The organism is Amycolatopsis sp. NPDC004625 (assembly GCF_040609695.1).
GTDB lineage: Bacteria > Actinomycetota > Actinomycetes > Mycobacteriales > Pseudonocardiaceae > Amycolatopsis.
The window spans coordinates 67,132-87,303 of the sequence record NZ_JBEXKX010000014.1 but is presented as its reverse complement, the minus strand read 5'-3'; the positions used below and the strand labels follow the sequence as shown (position 1 = coordinate 87,303).

At 72.8% G+C, this 20,172-nt stretch carries 16 protein-coding genes; 8 read left to right on the top strand and 8 right to left on the bottom strand.

Annotation, left to right across the window (positions count from 1 at the left end):
- Nucleotide 1 precedes the first annotated feature (1 nt).
- Both ABZW17_RS18145 and ABZW17_RS18140 read right to left on the bottom strand, forming a co-directional pair.
- Nucleotides 2–766, bottom strand: a complete 765-nt coding sequence (locus tag ABZW17_RS18145; protein WP_354814751.1) for a hypothetical protein — start codon at nt 764–766, stop codon at nt 2–4.
- Nucleotides 763–1,350, bottom strand: coding sequence for a papain-like cysteine protease family protein (locus ABZW17_RS18140; RefSeq protein ID WP_354814748.1), 588 nt, complete (start codon nt 1,348–1,350; stop codon nt 763–765). The genes ABZW17_RS18145 and ABZW17_RS18140 overlap by 4 nt, the downstream gene beginning before the upstream one ends.
- A gap of 290 nt (nt 1,351–1,640) precedes the next feature.
- Between ABZW17_RS18140 and ABZW17_RS18135 the strand changes: the two genes are divergently transcribed.
- The gene (locus ABZW17_RS18135) at nt 1,641–2,147 is read left to right on the top strand and encodes a hypothetical protein (protein WP_354814745.1); all 507 of its coding nucleotides are present in this window, start codon (nt 1,641–1,643) and stop codon (nt 2,145–2,147) included.
- Between the two features lie 279 nt (nt 2,148–2,426).
- On the opposite strand, the gene ABZW17_RS18130 is transcribed toward ABZW17_RS18135, so the two are convergent.
- Complete coding sequence (locus ABZW17_RS18130) at nt 2,427–5,192, bottom strand: BTAD domain-containing putative transcriptional regulator (protein ID WP_354814742.1); 2,766 nt, start codon at nt 5,190–5,192, stop codon at nt 2,427–2,429.
- A gap of 177 nt (nt 5,193–5,369) precedes the next feature.
- Between ABZW17_RS18130 and ABZW17_RS18125 the strand changes: the two genes are divergently transcribed.
- Both ABZW17_RS18125 and ABZW17_RS18120 read left to right on the top strand, forming a co-directional pair.
- On the top strand, nt 5,370–5,939 hold the full coding sequence (locus tag ABZW17_RS18125; protein WP_354814739.1) for a TetR/AcrR family transcriptional regulator: 570 nt from the start codon (nt 5,370–5,372) through the stop codon (nt 5,937–5,939).
- Between the two features lie 76 nt (nt 5,940–6,015).
- Nucleotides 6,016–7,023 (top strand): medium chain dehydrogenase/reductase family protein, encoded by a 1,008-nt coding sequence (locus tag ABZW17_RS18120; protein WP_354814736.1) that lies wholly within the window; start codon nt 6,016–6,018, stop codon nt 7,021–7,023.
- 50 nt (nt 7,024–7,073) lie between these two features.
- Here ABZW17_RS18120 and argG read toward each other — a convergent pair whose 3' ends face one another.
- Complete coding sequence (argG, locus tag ABZW17_RS18115; RefSeq protein WP_354814733.1) at nt 7,074–8,519, bottom strand: argininosuccinate synthase; 1,446 nt, start codon at nt 8,517–8,519, stop codon at nt 7,074–7,076.
- Nucleotides 8,520–8,610: 91 nt separating this feature from the next.
- On the opposite strand from argG, the gene ABZW17_RS18110 reads away from it, so the two are divergent.
- Entirely contained in the window at nt 8,611–9,483 is an 873-nt protein-coding gene (locus ABZW17_RS18110) for an aminoglycoside phosphotransferase family protein (RefSeq protein WP_354814730.1), read from the top strand.
- A gap of 10 nt (nt 9,484–9,493) precedes the next feature.
- On the opposite strand, the gene ABZW17_RS18105 is transcribed toward ABZW17_RS18110, so the two are convergent.
- Genes ABZW17_RS18105 through ABZW17_RS18095 form a run of 3 tightly spaced genes read right to left on the bottom strand, consistent with a single transcriptional unit; the run spans nt 9,494 to nt 13,550 of the window.
- Nucleotides 9,494–11,200, bottom strand: a complete 1,707-nt coding sequence (locus ABZW17_RS18105; RefSeq protein ID WP_354814727.1) for a glycerol-3-phosphate dehydrogenase/oxidase — start codon at nt 11,198–11,200, stop codon at nt 9,494–9,496.
- A complete protein-coding gene (gene glpK, locus ABZW17_RS18100; RefSeq protein WP_354814724.1) occupies nt 11,200–12,714 on the bottom strand; it encodes a glycerol kinase GlpK in 1,515 nt (504 codons plus the stop codon). Before glpK (ABZW17_RS18100) ends, ABZW17_RS18105 begins: the two co-directional genes overlap by 1 nt.
- A gap of 14 nt (nt 12,715–12,728) precedes the next feature.
- Nucleotides 12,729–13,550: an MIP/aquaporin family protein gene (locus tag ABZW17_RS18095; protein ID WP_354814721.1), complete on the bottom strand. Its 822-nt coding sequence runs from the start codon at nt 13,548–13,550 to the stop codon at nt 12,729–12,731.
- Nucleotides 13,551–13,704: 154 nt separating this feature from the next.
- Between ABZW17_RS18095 and ABZW17_RS18090 the strand changes: the two genes are divergently transcribed.
- The 3 genes from ABZW17_RS18090 to ABZW17_RS18080 all read left to right on the top strand — a co-directional run bounded on the left by ABZW17_RS18090 (nt 13,705) and on the right by ABZW17_RS18080 (nt 17,642).
- Entirely contained in the window at nt 13,705–14,457 is a 753-nt protein-coding gene (locus ABZW17_RS18090; RefSeq protein WP_354814718.1) for an IclR family transcriptional regulator, read from the top strand.
- Between the two features lie 10 nt (nt 14,458–14,467).
- The gene (gene glpK / locus ABZW17_RS18085; protein WP_354814715.1) at nt 14,468–16,417 is read left to right on the top strand and encodes a glycerol kinase GlpK; all 1,950 of its coding nucleotides are present in this window, start codon (nt 14,468–14,470) and stop codon (nt 16,415–16,417) included.
- A gap of 88 nt (nt 16,418–16,505) precedes the next feature.
- The gene (locus ABZW17_RS18080) at nt 16,506–17,642 is read left to right on the top strand and encodes an MFS transporter (protein ID WP_354814712.1); all 1,137 of its coding nucleotides are present in this window, start codon (nt 16,506–16,508) and stop codon (nt 17,640–17,642) included.
- On the opposite strand, the gene ABZW17_RS18075 is transcribed toward ABZW17_RS18080, so the two are convergent.
- Nucleotides 17,629–18,459, bottom strand: a complete 831-nt coding sequence (locus ABZW17_RS18075; RefSeq protein WP_354814709.1) for a substrate-binding domain-containing protein — start codon at nt 18,457–18,459, stop codon at nt 17,629–17,631. The genes ABZW17_RS18080 and ABZW17_RS18075 overlap by 14 nt on opposite strands.
- A 238-nt stretch (nt 18,460–18,697) precedes the next feature.
- Between ABZW17_RS18075 and ABZW17_RS18070 the strand changes: the two genes are divergently transcribed.
- Nucleotides 18,698–20,143, top strand: a complete 1,446-nt coding sequence (locus tag ABZW17_RS18070; RefSeq protein WP_354814706.1) for a DUF1996 domain-containing protein — start codon at nt 18,698–18,700, stop codon at nt 20,141–20,143.
- The last annotated feature ends 29 nt before the right edge of the window (nt 20,144–20,172 follow it).

The window sequence follows — 20,172 nt, the reverse complement described above, 5'->3', positions numbered from 1 at the left end:
CCTACTGCCGCCGCAGCCGCGGCACGGCGACCGCGCCGGCCACCAGAACCACGACACCGCCGAGCACGAAGGGCAGCAGCGGCACGCCGGCGGGGTCGGCGGCCGGGACCGCGCGTTCGCGGCCGCCGTAGCCGCCGCCCGCGCCGTCGCGGTCGTAGGCCGAACCCGGCAGTTTGTCCGCGTACCGCCCGTGCAGCGCCGCGCGGTAGTCCGCCAGGGACAGCTTCGTGCCCGCGGCCAGGCCGGTGACCGAGCCGTCGAGGACGGTCACGGCCTCGCCCCGCACCGCGTACCAGGCGTTGACCTGCGGTTCGTGCAGGAGGTAGCCACCGGCCGCAGCCTGGGCGTACTGCCGCTCGTAGTCGCCGGAGGCGACGTTGACGACGGTCCAGGCGGCGCCCTGGCGCTCGGCCCACACGGTGGCGGCGGTGCCGTCGCCGGTGTGCGCCGGGACCGCGACGTAGGCGAGCGCGGCCGGGACGTCCGACTTCCCGGCGACGAACGCCGCCGTCGGCTCGTAGACGGGCACCTGGGTGCGGGGATCGGCCGACTGCTGCGCGGCGGCGGCCGCGCGGGCGCCGGGGAACTTCGTCGCCGCGAGGCGGCCGAGGGTGGCCGGGCCGCTCGTGAGCTGCCCGATGGCGGCGGTGTCGGCGGCGGTCGGGGTGCCCGCCGGGCCGCTCGCGGCGCCCGCGGCGCCGGCCGTGGTGAGCATCGCGGCGCCGGCCAGCACGGCGGCGCCCATCGCTTTCCGGAGCACGCTCATCCCTCCATTCCGTACACGGTGTGGGTCCACTGGAACTGCGTGTTCGACCGGTAGGTGTCGTAGTTCATCGAGTTGTACCGGCTGTTGTTCGGCCACGGGTCGCCGTATTCGACGCGGGTGGCGCCACCGGAATTGTCGTAGCCGTAAAGCACGTGCATGTGACCGCCGCCGGACCGCCAGCCGATCCGGGTGCCGATCGGGCGGCCCGCGTCGATCTGGGTTTTGATGCCGGCGAAGGAAAGCGTCTGGCCGCCCGAGTTGTACGTGCCGACGCTGGCGAAGCCGAGGTACCGGAAAACGCGCTGCTGGTCGGAAAGGTAGCCCTGGTTGTTGGCGCAGTCGCTGCCCGATTCGTTGTGCGCGATCTGGCAGAACCGGGTCTGGGACAGCGAATAGCCCCAGAAGGCGGCGACCGTGTTGCCGCTGGCGTCCCAGCACCACTGGTCTTTCTGCTGGGCCTGCATGGTGATCCCGAGATCGGTCCGCGCCGCGGCCGCGGCGCCCGGCGCCTGCAGCGCGACGACCGCGGCCGCGGCGGCCGAAACCGCCGCGAGTCCACGAAGGACTCCTGATGTGGTTTTCACGAGGTGTTCCTCCAGCCGGTGACGATTCGACGTGGTGGCAAGGAATACTCCGCGCCCGCCGCCGGGATCCGGTACCTACTAACGGAGGATGGCTTCGCGGGAACGCATTCTCGGCGGATTCCGGCAGTTCCGGGGTGCCGGAATCCGGCACCGGCACGGGGCCGCCGGACGGATTCCGGCGGGGTCGTCCGGCGCGTTGCCAGTGGCGGTGTAGTGGCGGTGTAGCGGCCGCGAGCAGGGTTCGTCCCCGTCGCCGGGACAGCGGGTCCCGGCCGCTCGAGGGAGACCCCATGCGTACCAGGACCATCGGCCAGGCGGCGGCCCTCTCGGCCGCCCTGCTCTTCGGCGGCGCTTCGGTCGCCACAGCCGCGCCCGCGGAGGTGTACTCCGAGGTGACGGCGGCCGACATCGCCGACCCGGGCGCGGTGATCACCGACTCGGCCGCCGACCTCGCCGCGGCCCGCACGGCGAGTCAGGCGATCTCGTGGTTCTCCGGCCGCAACGGCAGCACGGCCTACCAGGGCTACTGCGAGAAGGCGGTCCGCCTGGCGTGGGACCGGGTGACCCACCACGCGAGCGCGATCGACCACTGGCGCTCCTCGGACGGCGCCCGCCACACGACGGGCACCCCGCCCCGCGGCGCGTTCGTGTTCTGGAACATCTCGGCGTACGGCCACGTCGGCATCGCCGACGGCACCGGCGGAGTCTGGGCGACGAGCGTCAACGGCGCGATCGGCCACGCCCGCCAGGGGTATTTCGCGAACTACCTCGGCTGGAAGCCCGGCAACAGCAACTGACGCGGCCCCGGGTGGGCCTCTCGTGTGGCCCACCCGGCCGTGATGCCCCGCCAATCACGCGAGATTCCCCTGCAGTCACGCGAGATTCCCGCCTGATCACGCGAGTTCCGGGTTCGGACACGCCTGGGGCGGGCTCGGCGATGCGGGCGGCGGGCGGCGATGGGGTGCGGTGCGGCGGCGGCTCGGCACGGCAAGGGGCGGCAGGCCTCGCGCCTGGGCGCGGCACGGGCAGCGCGGCAGGCCCCGCGGCACGGCGGCACAGCGCGGTGCCGCGCCGCCTCAGGTCCGGGCCGCCGTCGGGGTTCGGCGGCGCTGGGCCTGCTCCAGCAACGCCAGGCCCGTCGTCTCCCCCTGGTGGTTCCCCGTCTCGCGGAACACCCGCAACGCCCGGTCGCACACCCCGCGGGCCTGGACCGGCTCGCCCGCCGCCAGCAGCGTCTGGCCGATGCCCAGCAGCGCGTACGCGCTGCACCTCTCGTCGTCCAGCTCCTCCAGGATGCTCAACGCCAGCCGCAGGCACGTCAACGACTCCGGCAGGCGTCCGGTGTCGCGGTGCAACGTGCCCAGCTCCGTCAGGACCTTCGCCTCGCGGTGCGGGTCCTCGATCTCGCGGGCCAGCGCGCGGGCCCGGTGCAACCACTCCGCCGCCGAGGCGAACTCCCCCAGCAGCGCGTGCGTCGAGCCGATCGAGTTCCGCATCTGGGCGACGCCGCTGCCGTCCTCCGCGCGCTCCAGGCCCGCCAACGCCCGGCGGTAGCAGCGCAGCGCCTCCCGTGGCCGGTCGCGGACGCGGGCCACCGTGCCCAGGCCCGCCACCGCCAACGCCTCGCCGCGGACGTCGCCCAGTTCCGCGAACAGCGCCGCCGAGCGCTTCATGTCGCGGGCCGCCGCGTCGTACTCGTCGTGGTACAGGCGGACCTGGCCGAGGCCGCGGGTCAGCACCGCCGCCCCCAGGACGTTGCCCGCCGACTCGGCCGCCGCCAGGGCCGTCAGGTGGCTGCGCCGCCAGTCGTCGTACGCGCCGCGCAGGTCGTAGAACGGGACCGCCGCCGCCGTCAGCTGCCAGGCCGGCTCGTCCAGGCCCGCCTCGGCCGCCAGCTGGACCGCGGCCGCCAGCAGCTTGCGCTCCGCCGTGAACCAGCCCAGCGGGTCGGCCACCAGCCGCGCCGGCACCGCGGACGCCGCCAGCGCCGGGCCGGTCATCGCGCCGAACGCCGGGGGCAGGCCCGCCGCCGCCGTCTTCGCCAGCGCCAGCAACACCGCCAACACCCGGGACAGGCACGACAGGCGAGCGGCCGCGGGTTCCGCCGCCAGGAGTTCCGCCGCGTAGCACCGCAGCAGGTCGTGCAGCCGGTACCGCGGGTGGCCGCCGGAATCCCGCCCCGCCAACGAAACCAGGTTCGCGTCGACGAGCACGTCGAGGACCTCGTGCGCGCCTTCGCGGTCCAGCAGCGCGTCCACCACCCAGCTCGGGAAGTCCTGCGCGCCCAGCACCGCGGTCCGGCCGAACGCCGTCCGCGCGGACGGCGGCAGCTGGCGCAGGCTGAGCTCGAAACTCGGCCGGACGCCGAGGTCGCCGACGCGCAGCTCACTCAGCCGGCTCGACTCGTCGGCCAGCCGGTCGTGCACCGTGCGCAGGCTCCACGCCTGCCGCCCGGCCAGCCGCGCGCCGGCGATGCGGATCGCCAGCGGCAGGTACCCGCAGCACCGGACGATCGCCGCGGCTTCCGCGGGCTCGGCGGCGACCCGGTCCGCGCCCGCCAGTTCGGAGAGCAGCCGCGTGGCCTCCCGTTCGCCGAACACCGGCAGCTCGACGTGCTTCGCGCCGGCCAGCTCGGGCAGCCGTCCCCGGGTCGTCACGAGCACCGCGCACCCGGCGTCGGCCGGCAGGAGCGGCCGGACCTGGGCCGCGGTCGCCGCGTCGTCGAGCACCAGCAGCATCCGGCGGCCGGCCAGGCGGGACCGGAACAGCGCGGCCCGCCGGCCGAGTCCGGCCGGGACGGTGGTGCCGGTGACGCCGAGGGCGTGCAGGAAGTCGGCGAGCACCTCGGCCGGGTCGCACGGCGCACCGGTGCCCGCGAGGTCGACGTAGAGCTGGCCGTCCGGGAAGCGCCCGGCCAGGCGGTGGGCGACGTGCATGGCCAGGGCCGTCTTGCCGGTGCCGGGCGCGCCGGTGAGCACGACCGGCGCCGGGCCGAGCGCCGCGGAAAGTTCCTCGACGTAGTCCTCGCGTCCGGTGAAGTCGGGCAGGTCGGCGGGCAGCTGCCGCACCGGGACGGCCATCCGGGACGGCCCGGGCAGCGGTTCGCCGGCCAGGACCGCCGCCTGCAGGGCCTGCAGCTCGGGCCCGGGTTCGACGCCGAGTTCGGTGACCAGCCGCTCCCGCGCGGTCGCGTACGCCCGCAGGGCCTCGGCCCGGCGGCCCGCGCCGGCCAGCGCGAGCAGGTACTGCTGCCACAGCCGTTCGCGGTACGGGTGTTCGGCCAGCAGGACGGTGAGCTCGGCGATCGCCGGGTCGTGCCGCCCCAGCCGCACCTGCAGCGCCAGCCGTTCTTCGACGGCGGCGAGCCGGTTCTCGACGAGCCGGCCGAGCTCGGCGTCCCAGGCCGGCGCGGTGGGCAGGTCCTCCAGCGGGTCGCCGTGCCACAGCGCTTCGGCCTCGGCCAGCCGCGTCAGCGCCGGTTCGAGGGCACCGTCCTTCGTCAGCCGGGCGGCCTCGGCGACGAGCCGGGTGAACCGGTGCGCGTCGACGTCGCCCGGGTCGACGGCCAGCGAGTACCCCGGGCCGCGGGTGCGCAGCTGGGCACCCTCCGGCAGCAGGCGGCGCAGGCGCCACACGTACGTCTGCAGGTTCGCGGTGGCCGACGTCGGCGGGTCGGCCGGCCAGACGGCCTCGACGAGCTGCCCGGGCGTGACCATCCGGTTCGCGTTGAGCAGCAGGTGCGCCAGCAGCACCCGCTGCTTCGCCCCGCCGAGCGCCAGCGGGCGGCCGCCGACCGTCACGGTCAGCGGTCCGAGCAGGTGAAACCGCACTTCAGGCCCCATCGTGCACCCCGTTCCCCGGCGGCCGCCCCCAGGCGGAACCAGCAGCCGGACTGTAACCGGACGGCAGCGCGGCCCGTGGGCAAATCGCCCACATCCGAGACAGCACGGGGACCGATGTCACTCGTTTGCCGCACCCGCGGTTGCCTTCGCGGCGAGAGTGAGTGTACGGTCACTCACATGACGAAACGCGGTGCCACCCTCTCCACCTCCGACGCCCGGCGGGACGCCGTCGTCGACGCGGCCATCGCCGAGTTCGCCCGCGGCGGCTACCACAGCACGCCGATCAGCGCCGTGGCCGCCCGCGCCGACATCTCCCCCGCGTACGTCTTCAAGTTGTTCCCCGGCAAGGTTTCCCTGTTCGTCGCCGCCCTCGACCGCTGCTACGAACTCGTCGCGCACGCCCTCTCCCACGGCGCCGCGCGCGCCGGCGACGCCGATCCCGAAAAGATCCTGTACGAGATGGGTGGCGCCTACGCGGACCTCATCGCCGACCGGAACCTGCTGATGCTGCAGGTGCACGCCCAGTCGGCCGCCGACACCCCGGAAATCGCCGACGCCGTCCGCCGCGGGCTCGCCAAGGTGACCGAGCTCGCCCAGGCCCGCTCCGGCGCCGAAGCCGGCCAGGTCCAGCGGTTCGTCGCCTACGGCCAGCTCTGCCACCTGATCGCCACGCTCGACCTCGACGAGCACACCGGCGGCTGGGCCGCCGTGCTCGCCGCCGGCATCCGCCACCCCGGCAAACCCTGAAACCCCGGCCCCGCCGCGGGGCCTTTTTCTCGCCCGTCGAGTGATTGACCAGTCACTCACAATCGAAGGAGTCGCCATGAACGTCACCGAGATCGTCCTCCCCGGCCTCGTCGAGCCGGACGGCCTGCGCGTCGAACACCGCGAGCTGCCGCCCCTGGCCGCCGGCGAAGCCCTGCTGCGCGTCGAGGCCAGCGGGGTCTCCTTCGCCGAACAGCAGATGCGCCGCGGCAAGTACTACGACCAGCCGCCCTTCCCCTTCGTGCCCGGGTACGACGTCGTCGGCACGGTGCTCGAAGCCGAGGACGGCGCTCTGGTCGGGCGCCGCGTCGCCGCCATGACCAAGATCGGCGGCTGGCGCAGCCACCTCGCCGTCCCCGCCGCCGACCTGGTCCCGGTGCCCGACGCCCTGGACGCGGCCGACGCCGAGACGTTCGTGGTCAACGGCATCACGGCGTACCAGATGCTGCACCGGACGGCGAAGGTCCGGGCCGGCGGCACGATCCTGGTCCACGGCGCGAGCGGCGGGGTCGGCTCCACCCTCGTGCAGCTCGCCCGGGCGGCCGGGATCCGGGTGATCGGCACCGCGTCGGCCCGGAACTCCGGCGTCGTGACCGCGCTCGGCGCCACCGCCCTCGACTACCGCGGCGACGTCCCGGCCCGCGTACGCGAACTGGCGCCCGGCGGCGTCGACGCCGTCTTCGACCACGTCGGCGGCCCCGGCATCGTCGATTCGTTCCGCCTGCTCGCCCCGGGTGGCACGCTGGTCGCCTACGGCAGCGCGTCCACGGTGAACACCGGCGGCAACCCGAAGCCCGCCGTGCTGAAGCTGCTCGCGCGGCTGCTGTGGTGGAACGTCCTGCCGAACCGGCGCGGGGCGCACTTCTACAACGTCTGGGGCGGCAAGCGGAACCTCGCCCGGTTCCGCGCGCGGCTCGCCGAAGACCTCACCGCCGTCTTCGCCCTGGCGGCGAAGGGACAGCTCACCGCGCAGGTGGCCGCGCGGATTCCGCTGACCGAAGCCGGAAAGGCGCTGGCGCTGGCGGAATCGGGCACGGTCACCGGCAAGGTCGTGCTCGTCCCCTGAACGCACCGAAGGCCACCACGGCGGGCGTGGTGGCCTTCGGGCGTTTCGGATCAGTCCGTGCCGAACTCCATCGCGGCGCTGTCGAGCAGCTCGACGTCGTCGGTCTTGCCGCGCGAGGCGATCACCTCGGCGCCACCCTCGGGCATCGCCCCGATCAGACCGGTCGCCGCGGCCTGGGCGGCGCCGATCAGCTTCGGGTTCGAGCCGCCGACCATGCCGAGGCTTGCGTACTGCTCCAGCTTCGCCCGCGAATCCGCGATGTCGAGGTTGCGCATGGTGAGCTGGCCGATCCGGTCGACCGGGCCGAACGCGGAGTCCTCGGTGCGCTCCATCGACAGCTTGTCCGGGTGGTAGCTGAACGCCGGGCCGGCCGTGTCGAGGATCGAGTAGTCCTCGCCGCGGCGCAGCCGCAGCGTCACCTCGCCGGTGATCGCGGTGCCGACCCAGCGCTGCAGCGACTCGCGCAGCATCATCGCCTGCGGGTCCAGCCAGCGGCCCTCGTACATCAGGCGGCCGAGCCGGCGGCCCTCGTTGTGGTAGCTGGCGAGGGTGTCCTCGTTGTGGATGGCGTTGACGAGCCGCTCGTAGGCGGCGTGCAGCAGCGCCATGCCGGGGGCCTCGTAGATGCCGCGGCTCTTGGCCTCGATGATCCGGTTCTCGATCTGGTCGGACATGCCGAGGCCGTGCCGGCCGCCGATGGCGTTGGCTTCGAGGACGAGGTCGACGGCGGAGGCGAACTCCTTGCCGTTGATCGTCACCGGCCGGCCCTGCTCGAAGCCGATCGTGACGTCCTCGGCCGGGATCTCGACCGCGGGGTCCCAGAACGCCACGCCCATGATCGGCTTGACGATCTCGATGCCGGTGTCCAGGTGCTCCAGCGACTTCGCCTCGTGGGTGGCGCCCCAGATGTTGGCGTCGGTCGAGTACGCCTTTTCGGTGCTGTCGCGGTAGGGCAGGTCGTGCGCGGCCAGCCACTCCGACATCTCCTTGCGGCCGCCGAGCTCGGTGACGAAGTCGGCGTCGAGCCACGGCTTGTAGATCCGCAGGGAGGGGTTGGCCAGCAGGCCGTAGCGGTAGAACCGCTCGATGTCGTTGCCCTTGTAGGTGGAGCCGTCGCCCCAGATCTGGACGTCGTCCTCGAGCATGGCGCGCACCAGCAGCGTGCCGGTGACCGCGCGGCCGAGCGGGGTGGTGTTGAAGTAGCTGCGCCCGCCGGTGCGGATGTGGAAGGCACCGCAGGTCAGCGCGGCGAGCCCCTCTTCGACGAGGGCTTCCCGGCAGTCGACGAGCCGGGCGATCTCGGCACCGTACTGACCGGCCCGCCCGGGCACCGACTCGATGTCGGGCTCGTCGTACTGGCCGATGTCGGCGGTGTAGGTGCAGGGAACCGCGCCTTTGTCGCGCATCCACGCGACCGCTACGGAAGTGTCGAGGCCACCGGAGAAGGCGATACCGACACGCTCGCCGACGGGCAGGGAAGTGAGCACCTTGGACATGCGAATGATTATGCACGCCCATGCATCGTCGTGCAATCCGGGGTGCGCCGAGTCACGGAAACCCGGTTGACCTGCGTGGTTCGGTGAGCACATGGGCCGGATGCACGCCGACGAGCACGCGGTCGACACCGAGCTGGTCGAGCGGCTGGTGCGCGGGCAGTTCCCGGCCGGGGCCGGCCTGCCGGTCACCCGGCTGGCCTCGGGTGGCACGGTCAACGCGGTGTTCCGCCTGGGTGACCGCTGGACGGTCCGGCTGCCGCTGACCGAGGGCGGCGCCGCCGACATCGCGAAGGAACGGCAGGTTCTCGGTGCCCTGGGCGAGCTGCCGGTGGCGGTCCCCGCCGCCGTCGCCGTGGGCGAACCGGCCGAGGGATATCCGTGGCCGTGGGCCGTGCACGGCTGGCTCGACGGCTCGCCGGCACGCGAAGGCCGCGCCGCCGCCGGCCTGGCGGAGTTCGTCCTCGCGGTCCGGGCGAACCGGGCAGCGGGTCCCCCCGCCCGCCGCGGCCGACCGCTGTCCACAGTGGATTCGGCCACCCGCGGGGCGATCGGCAAGCTGAGCCGCACCAGCGAGCCCTTCGACCCGGAGGCCGCGCTCGCAGTGTGGGCCGAGGCACTCGACGCTCCACTCTGGACCGGCCCGCCGTCGTGGCTGCACTCAGACCTGATGCCGAGCAACCTCCTGCTCCGCGACGGCCGCCTGACCGGCGTGCTCGACTGGGCGACGGCGGGCCTCGGCGACCCCGCGTGCGACCTGATCCCCGCGTGGAACCTGCTGACCGCGGACACCCGGCCCGCCTTCCGCAAGGCCGTGGAAACCGACGACGCGGCCTGGGCACGCGGCCGCGGCTGGGCTTTGTCGATGGCCGTGATCCAGCTGCCGTACTACCGGCACACGAACCCGGTCATCTCGGCTAACGCCCGATACGTGCTCACGGAGCTGGGGTGCGTCCCGGCTCCGTGAGCACGCCGGATCAGCTCGGCAGCAGCGCGGGCGCCGCGAGGCGGGTGGCGTTCGCCGCCGCGTCGTCCGGGGCTTCCTGGGCCGAGCGCTCCGCCTCGACGCGGGCCAGGTAGTTCGCCACCTCACGGTCCGTGCGGTGCGCATCCCAGCCCAGCAGCGGGGCCATCAGGGCGGCCACGACGGGCGCCGCCGCCACGCCGCGGTCGCGTTCCTCGATCGAGATCCGGGTCCGCCGGGTGAGGACGTCCTCCAGGTGCAGCGCACCCTCGTGGGACACCGCGTACACAGCCTCAACGCGGAGGTACTCCGACGTCTCCGTGATCGGCGAGGCCAGCGAAGGATCCTCCTCGATCAGCGAAACGAGGTTCCAGATCCGCGTGCCGTACCGCTGCAGCAGGTGCTCGACGCGGGTCAACGGCAAGCCGGTCCGAGAGGCCAGCGAGGACCGGTCCGCCCACAGCTCGTGGTAGCCCTCGGCGCCGGCGATCGGGAGCCGGTCGGTCCACGACGGCGGAGCCGGGCGGCCGACCTCCTCGACCGCGGCGTCGACCGCGTCCGCGGCCATCACCCGGTACGTCGTGTACTTGCCGCCGGCCACGATGACCAGGCCCGGCACCGGGCGCGCCACCGCGTGCTCCCGCGACAGCTTCGTCGTCGCGGTCGCCTTCGCCGCCAGCAGCGGGCGCAGGCCCGCGTAGACGCCCTCGATGTCGTCGTGCGTCACCGGGGTGCGCAGGACGGCGTTGAGGTGGCCGAGCACGTAGTCGACGTCCGCGCGGCTGGCCGCCGGGTGCTCGCGGTCGAGGTCCCACTCGGTGTCGGTGGTGCCGACGATCCAGTGGCGTCCCCACGGGATGACGAACAGCACGCTCTTCTCGGTGCGCAGGATCAGCCCGGTGTCCAGGTCGATCTTCTCCCGCGGCACCACCAGGTGGATGCCCTTCGACGCGCGGACGGTGAACGGCGCGGGGATGCCGGCCGCCTCCGCCATGTCGTCGCTCCAGACGCCGGTGGCCGCGACGACCGTGCGAGCGCGGATCTCGAACTCGACCCCGCTCTCGCGGTCCACGACCTTCGCCCCGACGACCCGCTCGCCGTCGCGAAGCAGCGAAGTGACGCGAGTCCGCGTCAGCACCGAAGCGCCTTGCTCGGCGGCGGTCCGCGCGATGGTCATCGTGTGGCGGGCGTCGTCGACCTGGGCGTCGTAGTACTGGATCGCCCCGATCAGCGCGTCGTCCGCGAGCGCCGGGGCCGCCTTGAAGGCGCCCCGCTTGGACAGGTGCCGGTGCCGCGGCAGCGCGCGGGCACCGCCGAGGGTGTCGTACAGCGTGACGCCGGCGCCGATGTAGCCGCGCTCCCACACCCGGTGCTGCAGCGGGACCAGGAACTTGACCGGCCGCACCAGGTGCGGGGCCAGCTTCTGCAGCAGCAGGCCGCGCTCCTTGAGCGCTTCGCGCACCAGCTTGAAGTCCAGCTGCTCCAGGTAGCGCAGGCCGCCGTGGATCAGCTTCGACGAGCGGCTGGACGTGCCGGCGGCGAAGTCGCGGGCCTCGACCAGCGCGGTCGAGAGCCCCCGGGAGGCGGCGTCGAGCGCGACGCCGGCCCCGGTCACTCCGCCGCCGACGACGAGCACGTCGACCTCTTCGCCGACCAGTTTCCGCAGTGTTTCCGCCCGGTAGGCCGGGGAAAGCGCGGTCACGGTGTTCCTCCTCATCATCACTGCACGTCGACCCAGTCGAGCGTGCGGCCGACGGCCTTCTGCCAGCCCGCGTAGCCCTCGGCGCGCTGCTCGTCGCTCCAGGACGGCGTCCAGCGCTTGTCCTCGTTCCAGTTCTGCTCGAGCTCGTCGGTCGACTTCCAGAAGCCGACCGCCAGCCCGGCCGCGTAGGCCGCACCGAGGGCGGTGGTCTCGGCGACGACCGGCTTCGACACCGGCACGCCGAGGATGTCGGCCTGCAGCTGCATGCACAGCTCGTTGGCGGTGACGCCGCCGTCCACGCGCAGCACGTCCAGCGTGACGCCGGAGTCGTTCTGCATGGCCTCGACGACGTCGCGGGTCTGGTAGCAGATCGCTTCCAGGGTGGCCCGCGCGATGTGGGCGTTGGTCGTGGCGCGGGTGAGGCCGACGATCGCGCCGCGGGCGTCGGAGCGCCAGTAGGGGGCGAACAGGCCGGAGAACGCCGGGACGAAGTAGACGCCGCCGTTGTCCTCGACCTGGCGGGCCAGGCTCTCGCTCTGGGACGCGCCGCTGATGATGCCCAGCTGGTCGCGCAGCCACTGCACGGCCGAACCGGTGACGGCGATCGAGCCTTCGAGGGCGTAGACCGGCTTGTCGTCGCCGAACTGGTAGCACAGCGTCGTGAGCAGGCCGTGCTGGGAACGGACGAGCTCCTGGCCGGTGTTGAGCAGCAGGAAGTTGCCGGTGCCGTAGGTGTTCTTGGCCTCGCCGGGCCGGAAGCAGACCTGGCCGACGGTGGCGGCCTGCTGGTCACCGAGGACGCCGGTGATGGCGACCTCGCCGCCGAGCGGGCCGTCGGCGCGGGTGGTGCCGAAGCCGGGGTTCGACGACGGCCGGATCGCCGGGAGCATCTGCCGCGGAACGTTGAAGAAGGACAGCAGCTCGTCGTCCCAGTCGAGGGTTTCGAGGTCCATCAGCATGGTGCGGGAGGCGTTGGTCGGGTCGGTGACGTGCACGCCGCCGTCCGGGCCGCCGGTGAGGTTCCAGATCAGCCACGAGTCGGTGGTGCCGAAGAGGGCGTCACCCTTCTCGGCGTCCTCGCGCACGCCCGGGATGTTCTCCAGGATCCACTGCAGCTTGCCGCCGGAGAAGTAGGTGGCGGGCGGCAGGCCGGCCTTGCGGCGGATGACGTCGCCCTTGCCCTCGCGCTCCAGCGCGGAGGCGATCCGGTCGGTGCGGGTGTCCTGCCAGACGATGGCGTTGCCGTACGGGCGGCCGGTGCGGCGGTTCCAGACGACGGTGGTCTCGCGCTGGTTGGTGATGCCGAGCGCGGCGAGGTCGTTCACCGTCAGGTTGGCCTTGTTCAGCGCGGTCGCGATGACCGAGCGGGTGCGTTCCCAGATCTCGGTGGCGTCGTGCTCGACCCAGCCCGGCTTGGGCAGGATCTGCTCGTGCTCGAGCTGGTGGCGGGCGATTTCGTTGCCGCCGTGGTCGAAGATCATGAAGCGGGTGCTGGTCGTGCCCTGGTCCACGGCACCGACGAAGTCCGGCATGGTCGTGCTCCTACTCAGTTGGCGGGCTCGAAGTCCTTGGCGGGCATGGCGTCCAGCGGGTCCCCGGCGGGCAGGAACCGCTCGATGAGGAACTTGTAGATCGCGCCGCCGACCAGCGCGCCGATGACCGGCGCCACGATCGGGATCCACCAGTAGGGGAAGCCGTACTGGTCGGTGAACGCGGTGTCGTAGCCGGTCAGCCAGGAGGCCAGGCGCGGGCCGAAGTCGCGGGCGGGGTTGATCGCGTAGCCGGCGTTCGTGCCCCAGGCCATGCCGATGGCGACGACGAGGAAGCCGACGACGACCGGGGCCAGGTTCGCGCCCGGCGAGGTGTTGCGCAGGTCGGTGATGGCGAACAGGACGATCAGCAGGATCGCGGTGCCGATGATCTGGTCGCGGAAGGCACCCCAGTCACCCACCGGCAGCGTGCCGTTACCCGGAAGGGTGGAAAACACGCCCTGGGTCTTGATCGTCAGGCCGGGGTCCTTGGCGTTGAGCACCTCGGTGTAGTTCCAGCGCACCAGCAGCGCGGCCAGGAACGCGCCGGCCGTCTGGGCGAGGGCGTAGGGGGCGACCTTGCGCCACTCGAAACCCTTGAACACCGCGAGCGCGATGGTCACGGCCGGGTTCAGGTGGGCGCCGCTGATCCGCGAAGCGACGTAAACACCGAGCGTGACGCCCAGGCCCCAGGCCCAGGCGATGCTGTCGTGGTCCCCGATGCCCGCGGCGACGACCTGCGCCACCACGCCACACCCGAACAGGATGAGGATCATCGTTCCCACGAACTCGGCGGCCATCTCGCCGGCGAGTCCACGGGCCTTGAGGCTTCGCACCATTGCTTTCCTCCACAAAGGACCTTGTCCCCCTATTGGTGACTGAAAGTTAAGTTCGGGTTCCGGGCCGGTCAACGGACGGCGGTCGGCATTGTCGAACGGCCGATGTGGATGTTCGACATTGTCGAATCGGGGCCGGTCGGGTTAGGGTCGCGCGGTGCCCGGTCCGATCCAGTCCATCGAGCGCGCCGCCGCGATCCTGCGGTTGCTGGCGCGCGGCTCGGGGCGGCTCGGCGTCGGCGAGATCGCCGAGTCCCTCGAACTGGCGAAGGGCACCGCGCACGGGATCCTGCGCACGCTGCAGGGTGTCGGGTTCGTCGAACAGGACCGCGACACGGGCAAGTACCAGCTCGGCGCGGCCCTGCTGCACCTGGGCACGAGCTACCTCGACGTCAACGAGCTGCGGTCCCGCGCGATCAACTGGGCCGACGCGCTGGCCGCCCGCAGCGGCGAGGCGGTCCGGATCGGCGCGCCCCTGGAAGGCCGGGTGCTGGTCGTGCACCACGTGTTCCGCCCGGACGACAGCCTGCAGAGCCTCGACGTCGGCACGCTGCTGCCGCTGCACGCGACCGCGCTGGGCAAGGTCCTGCTGGCCTACGACACGACGCTGAAGGCGACCCCGGAGCCCTACACGCGCCGCACCCTGGTCACCCAGACGGCGATCAAGCGGGCGTGTGCGAAGGTACGGGAGGCGGGCTGGGCGGCCGAGAACGGCGAGATGATCTCCGGCGAGGCCGGGATCGCGGCCCCCATCCGCGGCCACGGCGGCATCGTGGTCGGCGCGATCGGGGTGTCGGGCGCGGCCGAACGGATCTGCGAGCCCGACGGCGCCCCGAGCCCGAGACTGCTGACCCAGGTCCGGGACGCGGCGCGTGCGGTCTCCCGCGACCTCGGCGCGTCACGATGGTGAAGGGAGGACCATGGTCCAGCGGTACGTGATGTCCATCGACCAGGGCACCACCTCCACCCGGTGCATCCTGTTCGACGCGCGCGGCCGGCTCGTGTCCGTCGTGCAGCGCGAGCACCAGCAGCACTTCCCGCGGCCCGGCTGGGTCGAGCACGACGCCACCGAGATCTGGCGGAACCTGTCCCGGATCGTCCCGCAGGCCCTCGCCGACGCGGGCGCGACCGCGGAGCAGGTCGTCGGGCTGGGCATCGCCAACCAGCGCGAGACCACCGTCCTGTGGGACCGGCGCACCGGCAACCCGGTCGGGCGGGCGATCGTCTGGCAGGACACCCGGACCGACGCGATGCTCGAACAGCTCGCCCGCGAGCCCGGCGCCGACCGCGTGCGGCAGCTGTGCGGCCTCCCGCTGGCCACGTACTTCTCCGCGCCGCGCGTCCGCTGGCTGCTCGAACGCACGCCCGGGCTGCGCGAGCGCGCCGAACGCGGCGACGTCCTGTTCGGCACCATCGAGAGCTGGCTGATCTGGAACCTGACCGGCGGCGCCGAGGGCGGCGTGCACGTCACCGACGTCACCAACGCCTCCCGCACCATGCTGATGAACCTGCGCACCCTGAACTGGGACGACGAGCTCCTGGAGTTCTTCGACGTCCCGCGGGCGATGCTGCCGGAGATCCGCTCGTCGACGGAGGTCTACGGCACCACCAGCAGGGTGGTCCCCGGCATCCGGATCGCCGCCGCCCTGGGTGACCAGCAGGCCGCCCTGTTCGGCCAGACCTGCTTCGCGCCCGGCGAGGCGAAGTGCACCTACGGCACCGGCAGCTTCCTGCTGCTCAACACCGGGCCGACACCGGTGCTGTCCACCCACGGGATGCTGACGACGGTCGGCTTCAAGATCGGCGACGAGCCCGCGGTGTACGCCCTCGAAGGGTCGATCGCCGTCACCGGGTCGCTGGTGCAGTGGTTCCGCGACGGCCTGGAGCTGATCGGCAGCGCGCCCGAGATCGAGACCCTCGCGCGGACGGTCGAGGACAACGGCGGCTGCTACATCGTGCCCGCGTTCTCCGGGTTGTTCGCGCCGCACTGGCACAGCGAGGCCCGCGGGGTGATCGCCGGGCTGACGTCGTACATCACGAAGGGACACCTGGCCCGGGCGGTGCTGGAGGCCACCGGCTGGCAGACCCGCGAGGTCGTCGACGCGATGAACGCCGACTCCGGGCTGGCGCTGTCCTCGCTCAAGGTCGACGGCGGCATGACGGCCGACAACCTGCTGATGCAGTTCGTCGCCGACGTCCTCGACGTGCCGGTGGTGCGCCCGATGGTGGCGGAGACGGTGTCGCTCGGCGCGGCCTACGCGGCCGGGCTGTCCGTCGGGTACTGGCCGGACCTGGAGGGCCTGCGGCGCAACTGGCACCGGGCCGGCCAGTGGCTGCCGGCGATGGACCCGGCGCGCCGCGACACCGAGTACGCGCACTGGCGCCAGGCGGTGGAGCTGACGTTCGGCTGGATGCGCCCGGCCCCGGCCGCGGCCGCCCCCGGCTCGGACCTGGTGGAGGTCCTGCTGGCCGACCACCGCCGGTTCGAGCAGCTCCTGCGCGACCTGCGCAACGCCGAAGCCGACCGCCCGGCCCTGGTGGCGGAGCTGGCGGCGCTGCTGGTCGCGCACGCGACGGCGACCGAGCGGATCGTCCGCCCGGGCGAGCCGGGTGCCCCGTTCGGCGAGGACCTCCTGGCCGTCCTGGAGGGCGACGACTTCGAAAAGGCGTTGCTGCGCCTGGAAAACGTCGTGGACGCGCACGTGCGCGGCGAAGAACGCGGGCTGCTCAACGAACTGCGCCGGAGCATGTCCACATCGGACCGGACGGGGCTGGGGCGGGCGTTCGTCGCGGAACGCCGCCGCCAGCTGGACCTGGACTGCGGCGGGGTGAGCCACATCCGCGGCCTGGGCGACCGCCTGAAGCTGTAAAACCCGTTGCTCGTCCGGGTTCCGTCTGCGAGGGTCTCCCCAGTCGTCCGGACCCGCCGTGGCCGGGCCGCAACGGTACCGGGACGTCATGTCATACCGTTCGGTGCTGCGCCGGCCCGGCGCCGCCGCTTTCTTCTTCGCCGCCGCGACCGGCCGGGTCGGCATCGCCATGACCGGCCTCGGCCTGGTCTGGCTGCTCCACGCCCGCACCGGGTCCGCCGGCCCGGCCGGCCTGGCCGCCGCCGGGTACGCCCTCGCCGAGGCCGTCCTCGGTCCGCGGGTCGCCCGCCTGGTGGACCGGTTCGGCCAGCCCCGCGTCCTGCCGTTCGCCCTGGCGGCCCACGGCATCGCCATCGCGGGAGTCCTCGCTTCCACCACCCCGGCGGCGGCGATCGCGTTCGCCACGGGCGCCGGCGCGGCCGTCCCCCAGCTCGGAGCGCTGTCGGCGGCCCGGTGGGCGCACCTGCTGCATGGCGACGCGCTGCCCACCGCCTTCGCGCTGGAGTCGCTGGCCAACGCGACCGCGTTCCTCCTCGGGCCGGTCCTGGTCACCGCGCTCGGCGCGGCCGGCCACGCGCCCCTCGCCGTCGCGATCGCGGCGGTCCTGCTCGTGGGCGGCGGCGCGGCGCTGGCCACGCAGCGCCGGACCGCTCCCCCGCCCACCCGCGCCCGGCCCGGCCTGTTCCGGCGGTCGTTCGTACACCTCGCGCTGCTCAACGCGGCGGTGGGCCTGTACTTCGGCACGATGGGCGTTTCGGTGACCGCGTTTGCCACGGAACACGGCGTGCCCGGCGCGGCCACGCCGATCGTCGCCGCCGCGAGCGTCAGCGGACTGCTTTCCGGGTGGCTCTCCGGGAGGCTTTCGGGGTGGCGCGGTTCTTCGGCGCACCGCCGGCTCGTCGTCGCCAGTGCGTACCTGGCGGCCACGGCGGCGCTGCTTCCTGTTGCGCCGTCGGCGATCTGGCTCGGCGCCGCGGTGGTGCTCACCGAGGCGGCTGTCCCGCCGACGCTCGTCACGCTGAACGTCCTGACCGAGCGGGCCGTCCACCCGGCGGTCCGCACGCAGGCGTTCACCTGGACCGGTTCGGCCAGTACGGCGGGTTCGGCACTGGCGGCGTTCGTCGCCGGTCACACCGCCGACGGGTTCGGCGCGTCCGCCGCCTTCGTGCTGGCTCCGGCCGCCGGACTCGCGCTGCTCGCGCTGGCCGTCGTCAAGCGCCTTTGAGGCAGCGGCTGCTTTCCCGGACCACCAGCTCCACCTCCGCCGCGTCCCGCGCCGGTGCCGGTGTGCCGTCGATGCGGGCCGTCAACGCCGCCAGGGTCTGGCGGCCCGCCGCCACGAAGTCCTGGCGGACCGTCGTCAACGGCGGCGCGAAGTAGGCCGCTTCCGGGACGTCGTCGAAGCCCACCACGTGCGCGTCGCGCGGGACCCGCATGCCCGCCTCCGCGAAGGCCGCCAGGAGACCCAGTGCCATGTGGTCGTTGGCCGAAAACACCGCGCCCACCCCGGATTCGACCGCCAGGGACTGGCCGGCGCGGTAGCCGGAGCGGGCCGACCAGTCGCCGCGGACCACCGGGGGCACCTCGGCTCCGTGGCGCTCCAGCGTTTCGCGCCAGCCGCGCTCGCGGGTCCGGGCCGACGGGCCGTCTTCCGGGCCGCCCAGGTGCCAGACCGTCGGGTGGCCCAGCTCCAGGAGGTGCTCGGTGGCCCGGCGCGCACCGGTGTACTGGTCGGTCGACGCCGCGGGCACCAGCGGGATTCCGGTCACCGGCGCCAGTTCCGCCAGGAGGTGCCCGTCGAGCATCACGATGCCGGCCACCCCCTGCAGCCGGAGGCCGGCGACCGCCGCCAGCACCGCCGGACCACTGTGGCCGGACACGCTGAACACGCTCAGCGCGTAGTGCTGCTCGCGCGCGGCCGCGCGGAGGCCGTGCAGGACCGGTCCCGACGCCGACGCCCCGGTCGCGATCACGCCGAGCGTGCCCCGCCCGCGCAGCATCGCGCCGAGCGGACCGGCCGGACCTGCGTCGTCCACGGACATGCGTAGATGTTAGCGATCACAGGGTGGGACGTGAACTTTCTTCACCTTCCATAAATAACGAACGGGTAACGGGCTGAACCGGTCCGCGCCGGCGTCCGTTCCCCCCATTGCCGGAACCAGTGACACCGGGCGCGTCCCCCGATACCCGCGACCCGGTGCCGCTCCCCGGGTTCCGCGCGTCTCCAGCCCGGGCACGCAGGCTCTCTTCGGCGTGCCCGGAAAACCGAACGAGGTGACCATGGCCCGGAATACCACCCGCACCCCCGCCACGGGCAGACATCGCATCACCCGCCGCACGAAGATCGCCACCGGCGGCCTCGCGCTCGCGATCGCGGTCGGCGGCATCGTCGTCGCGACCACCGCCGGGCGCACCGGCGAGGCGAGTGCCGACCCCGCCGACAAGTCGTTCTTCATCGACATCGCGAAGGTCCCGGCCGGGGTGAACGTGAACAAGGCGCTGCAGCGCAAGGGCGCCCGCGGCACGTTCACCGTCGACTGCGGCCGCAACGAAAACCAGCACTTCAACCCCGACAACTTCATCGCGCAGCCGGGGATCAAGAACGGTGCCCAGCACCTGCACGACTACGTCGGCAACCTCTCGACCAACTCCGACTCGAACAACAAGAGCCTCGTCAAGGCCGGCACGACCTGCAAGAACGGCGACAAGTCCGCCTACTTCTGGCCCGTCGTCCGCATCGACACCGGCGACGCCGAGAAGAACCCGCCCGCCACGCAGCCCGACCGCGCCGGCAGCGCCAAGGACAAGGCGAGCGCCCAGGTCGACTGCCCGGACGTCGCGAGCAAGCTGCCCGACGTCCCGGACCAGGCGATGGACGAGGTGAACCGCAACCTGGACCTGCTCGACAAGCAGATCGACGAGGCCAACAAGCGGATCGCGAACGGCGACCTCAAGACCCCGCAGGACATCCAGAACGCCGTCGTCGGCCCGCTCAAGGACAAGCGCGCGGCCACCATCGACCGGATCGCCATCGCGATCGGCCGCCGCGCGGCGAAGCCGACGAACCTCGGCGGCCTCGCGCAGTGCGCGCTCAAGCAGAACGGCCAGGGCGGCCTCGACAACGGCGGCCAGAACTCGGGCGGCCAGGCGGGCGAACTGCCCGGCGTCAACGACAAGAACGAGGTCGGCGACAACGACGGCGAGATCCAGCGCGTCCAGTCGGCGACGATCACGTTCACCAGCGGCGGCGCGAGCAAGGTCGTCGCGATGCCGCAGTTCCTCCGCATCCTCTACGGGGACGCCAAGCAGAGCACCAACGGCCCGGCCAACGCCCGGCCCAGCTGGACCTGCACCGGCTTCGAGGACCGGCTCACCGACCACTACCCGATCTGCCCGGCGAACAGCAAGGTGGAGCGCATCCACGCGTTCCCGAACTGCTGGGACGGCAAGAACATCGACAGCACCAACCACCGCACGCACATCGTGTTCGCCGACCAGCAGGGCAAGTGCCCGCAGGGCTTCAAGAACGTCCCGCAACTGGTGATCAAGCTGGTCTACAACATCCCGCACGACATCCAGGTCAAGGGCCAGTACAAAGTGGACGCCTTTGCCCAGGAGAAGCACAACCCGCGTTCGGACCACGACGACTTCGCCAACGTCATGGGCCAGCGCCTGATGAACCAGGTCGTCAACTGCATCAACACCGGCAAGCGCTGCAGCCAGTAAGCGGAGGCATCTCGCGTGCTTGGCGGGGC

What these genes read in the sequence shown, in the direction of transcription:
- ABZW17_RS18145 (WP_354814751.1), bottom strand. Translation starts at nt 766, where the DNA reads ATGAGCGTGCTCCGGAAAGCGATGGGCGCCGCCGTGCTGGCCGGCGCC.
- ABZW17_RS18135 (WP_354814745.1), top strand. Translation starts at nt 1,641, where the DNA reads ATGCGTACCAGGACCATCGGCCAGGCGGCGGCCCTCTCGGCCGCCCTG.
- ABZW17_RS18130 (WP_354814742.1), bottom strand. Translation starts at nt 5,192, where the DNA reads ATGGGGCCTGAAGTGCGGTTTCACCTGCTCGGACCGCTGACCGTGACG.
- ABZW17_RS18125 (WP_354814739.1), top strand. Translation starts at nt 5,370, where the DNA reads ATGACGAAACGCGGTGCCACCCTCTCCACCTCCGACGCCCGGCGGGAC.
- ABZW17_RS18120 (WP_354814736.1), top strand. Translation starts at nt 6,016, where the DNA reads ATGAACGTCACCGAGATCGTCCTCCCCGGCCTCGTCGAGCCGGACGGC.
- argG (WP_354814733.1), bottom strand. Translation starts at nt 8,519, where the DNA reads ATGTCCAAGGTGCTCACTTCCCTGCCCGTCGGCGAGCGTGTCGGTATC.
- ABZW17_RS18110 (WP_354814730.1), top strand. Translation starts at nt 8,611, where the DNA reads ATGGGCCGGATGCACGCCGACGAGCACGCGGTCGACACCGAGCTGGTC.
- ABZW17_RS18105 (WP_354814727.1), bottom strand. Translation starts at nt 11,200, where the DNA reads ATGATGAGGAGGAACACCGTGACCGCGCTTTCCCCGGCCTACCGGGCG.
- glpK (WP_354814724.1), bottom strand. Translation starts at nt 12,714, where the DNA reads ATGCCGGACTTCGTCGGTGCCGTGGACCAGGGCACGACCAGCACCCGC.
- ABZW17_RS18095 (WP_354814721.1), bottom strand. Translation starts at nt 13,550, where the DNA reads ATGGTGCGAAGCCTCAAGGCCCGTGGACTCGCCGGCGAGATGGCCGCC.
- glpK (WP_354814715.1), top strand. Translation starts at nt 14,468, where the DNA reads ATGGTCCAGCGGTACGTGATGTCCATCGACCAGGGCACCACCTCCACC.
- ABZW17_RS18080 (WP_354814712.1), top strand. Translation starts at nt 16,506, where the DNA reads ATGTCATACCGTTCGGTGCTGCGCCGGCCCGGCGCCGCCGCTTTCTTC.
- ABZW17_RS18075 (WP_354814709.1), bottom strand. Translation starts at nt 18,459, where the DNA reads ATGTCCGTGGACGACGCAGGTCCGGCCGGTCCGCTCGGCGCGATGCTG.
- ABZW17_RS18070 (WP_354814706.1), top strand. Translation starts at nt 18,698, where the DNA reads ATGGCCCGGAATACCACCCGCACCCCCGCCACGGGCAGACATCGCATC.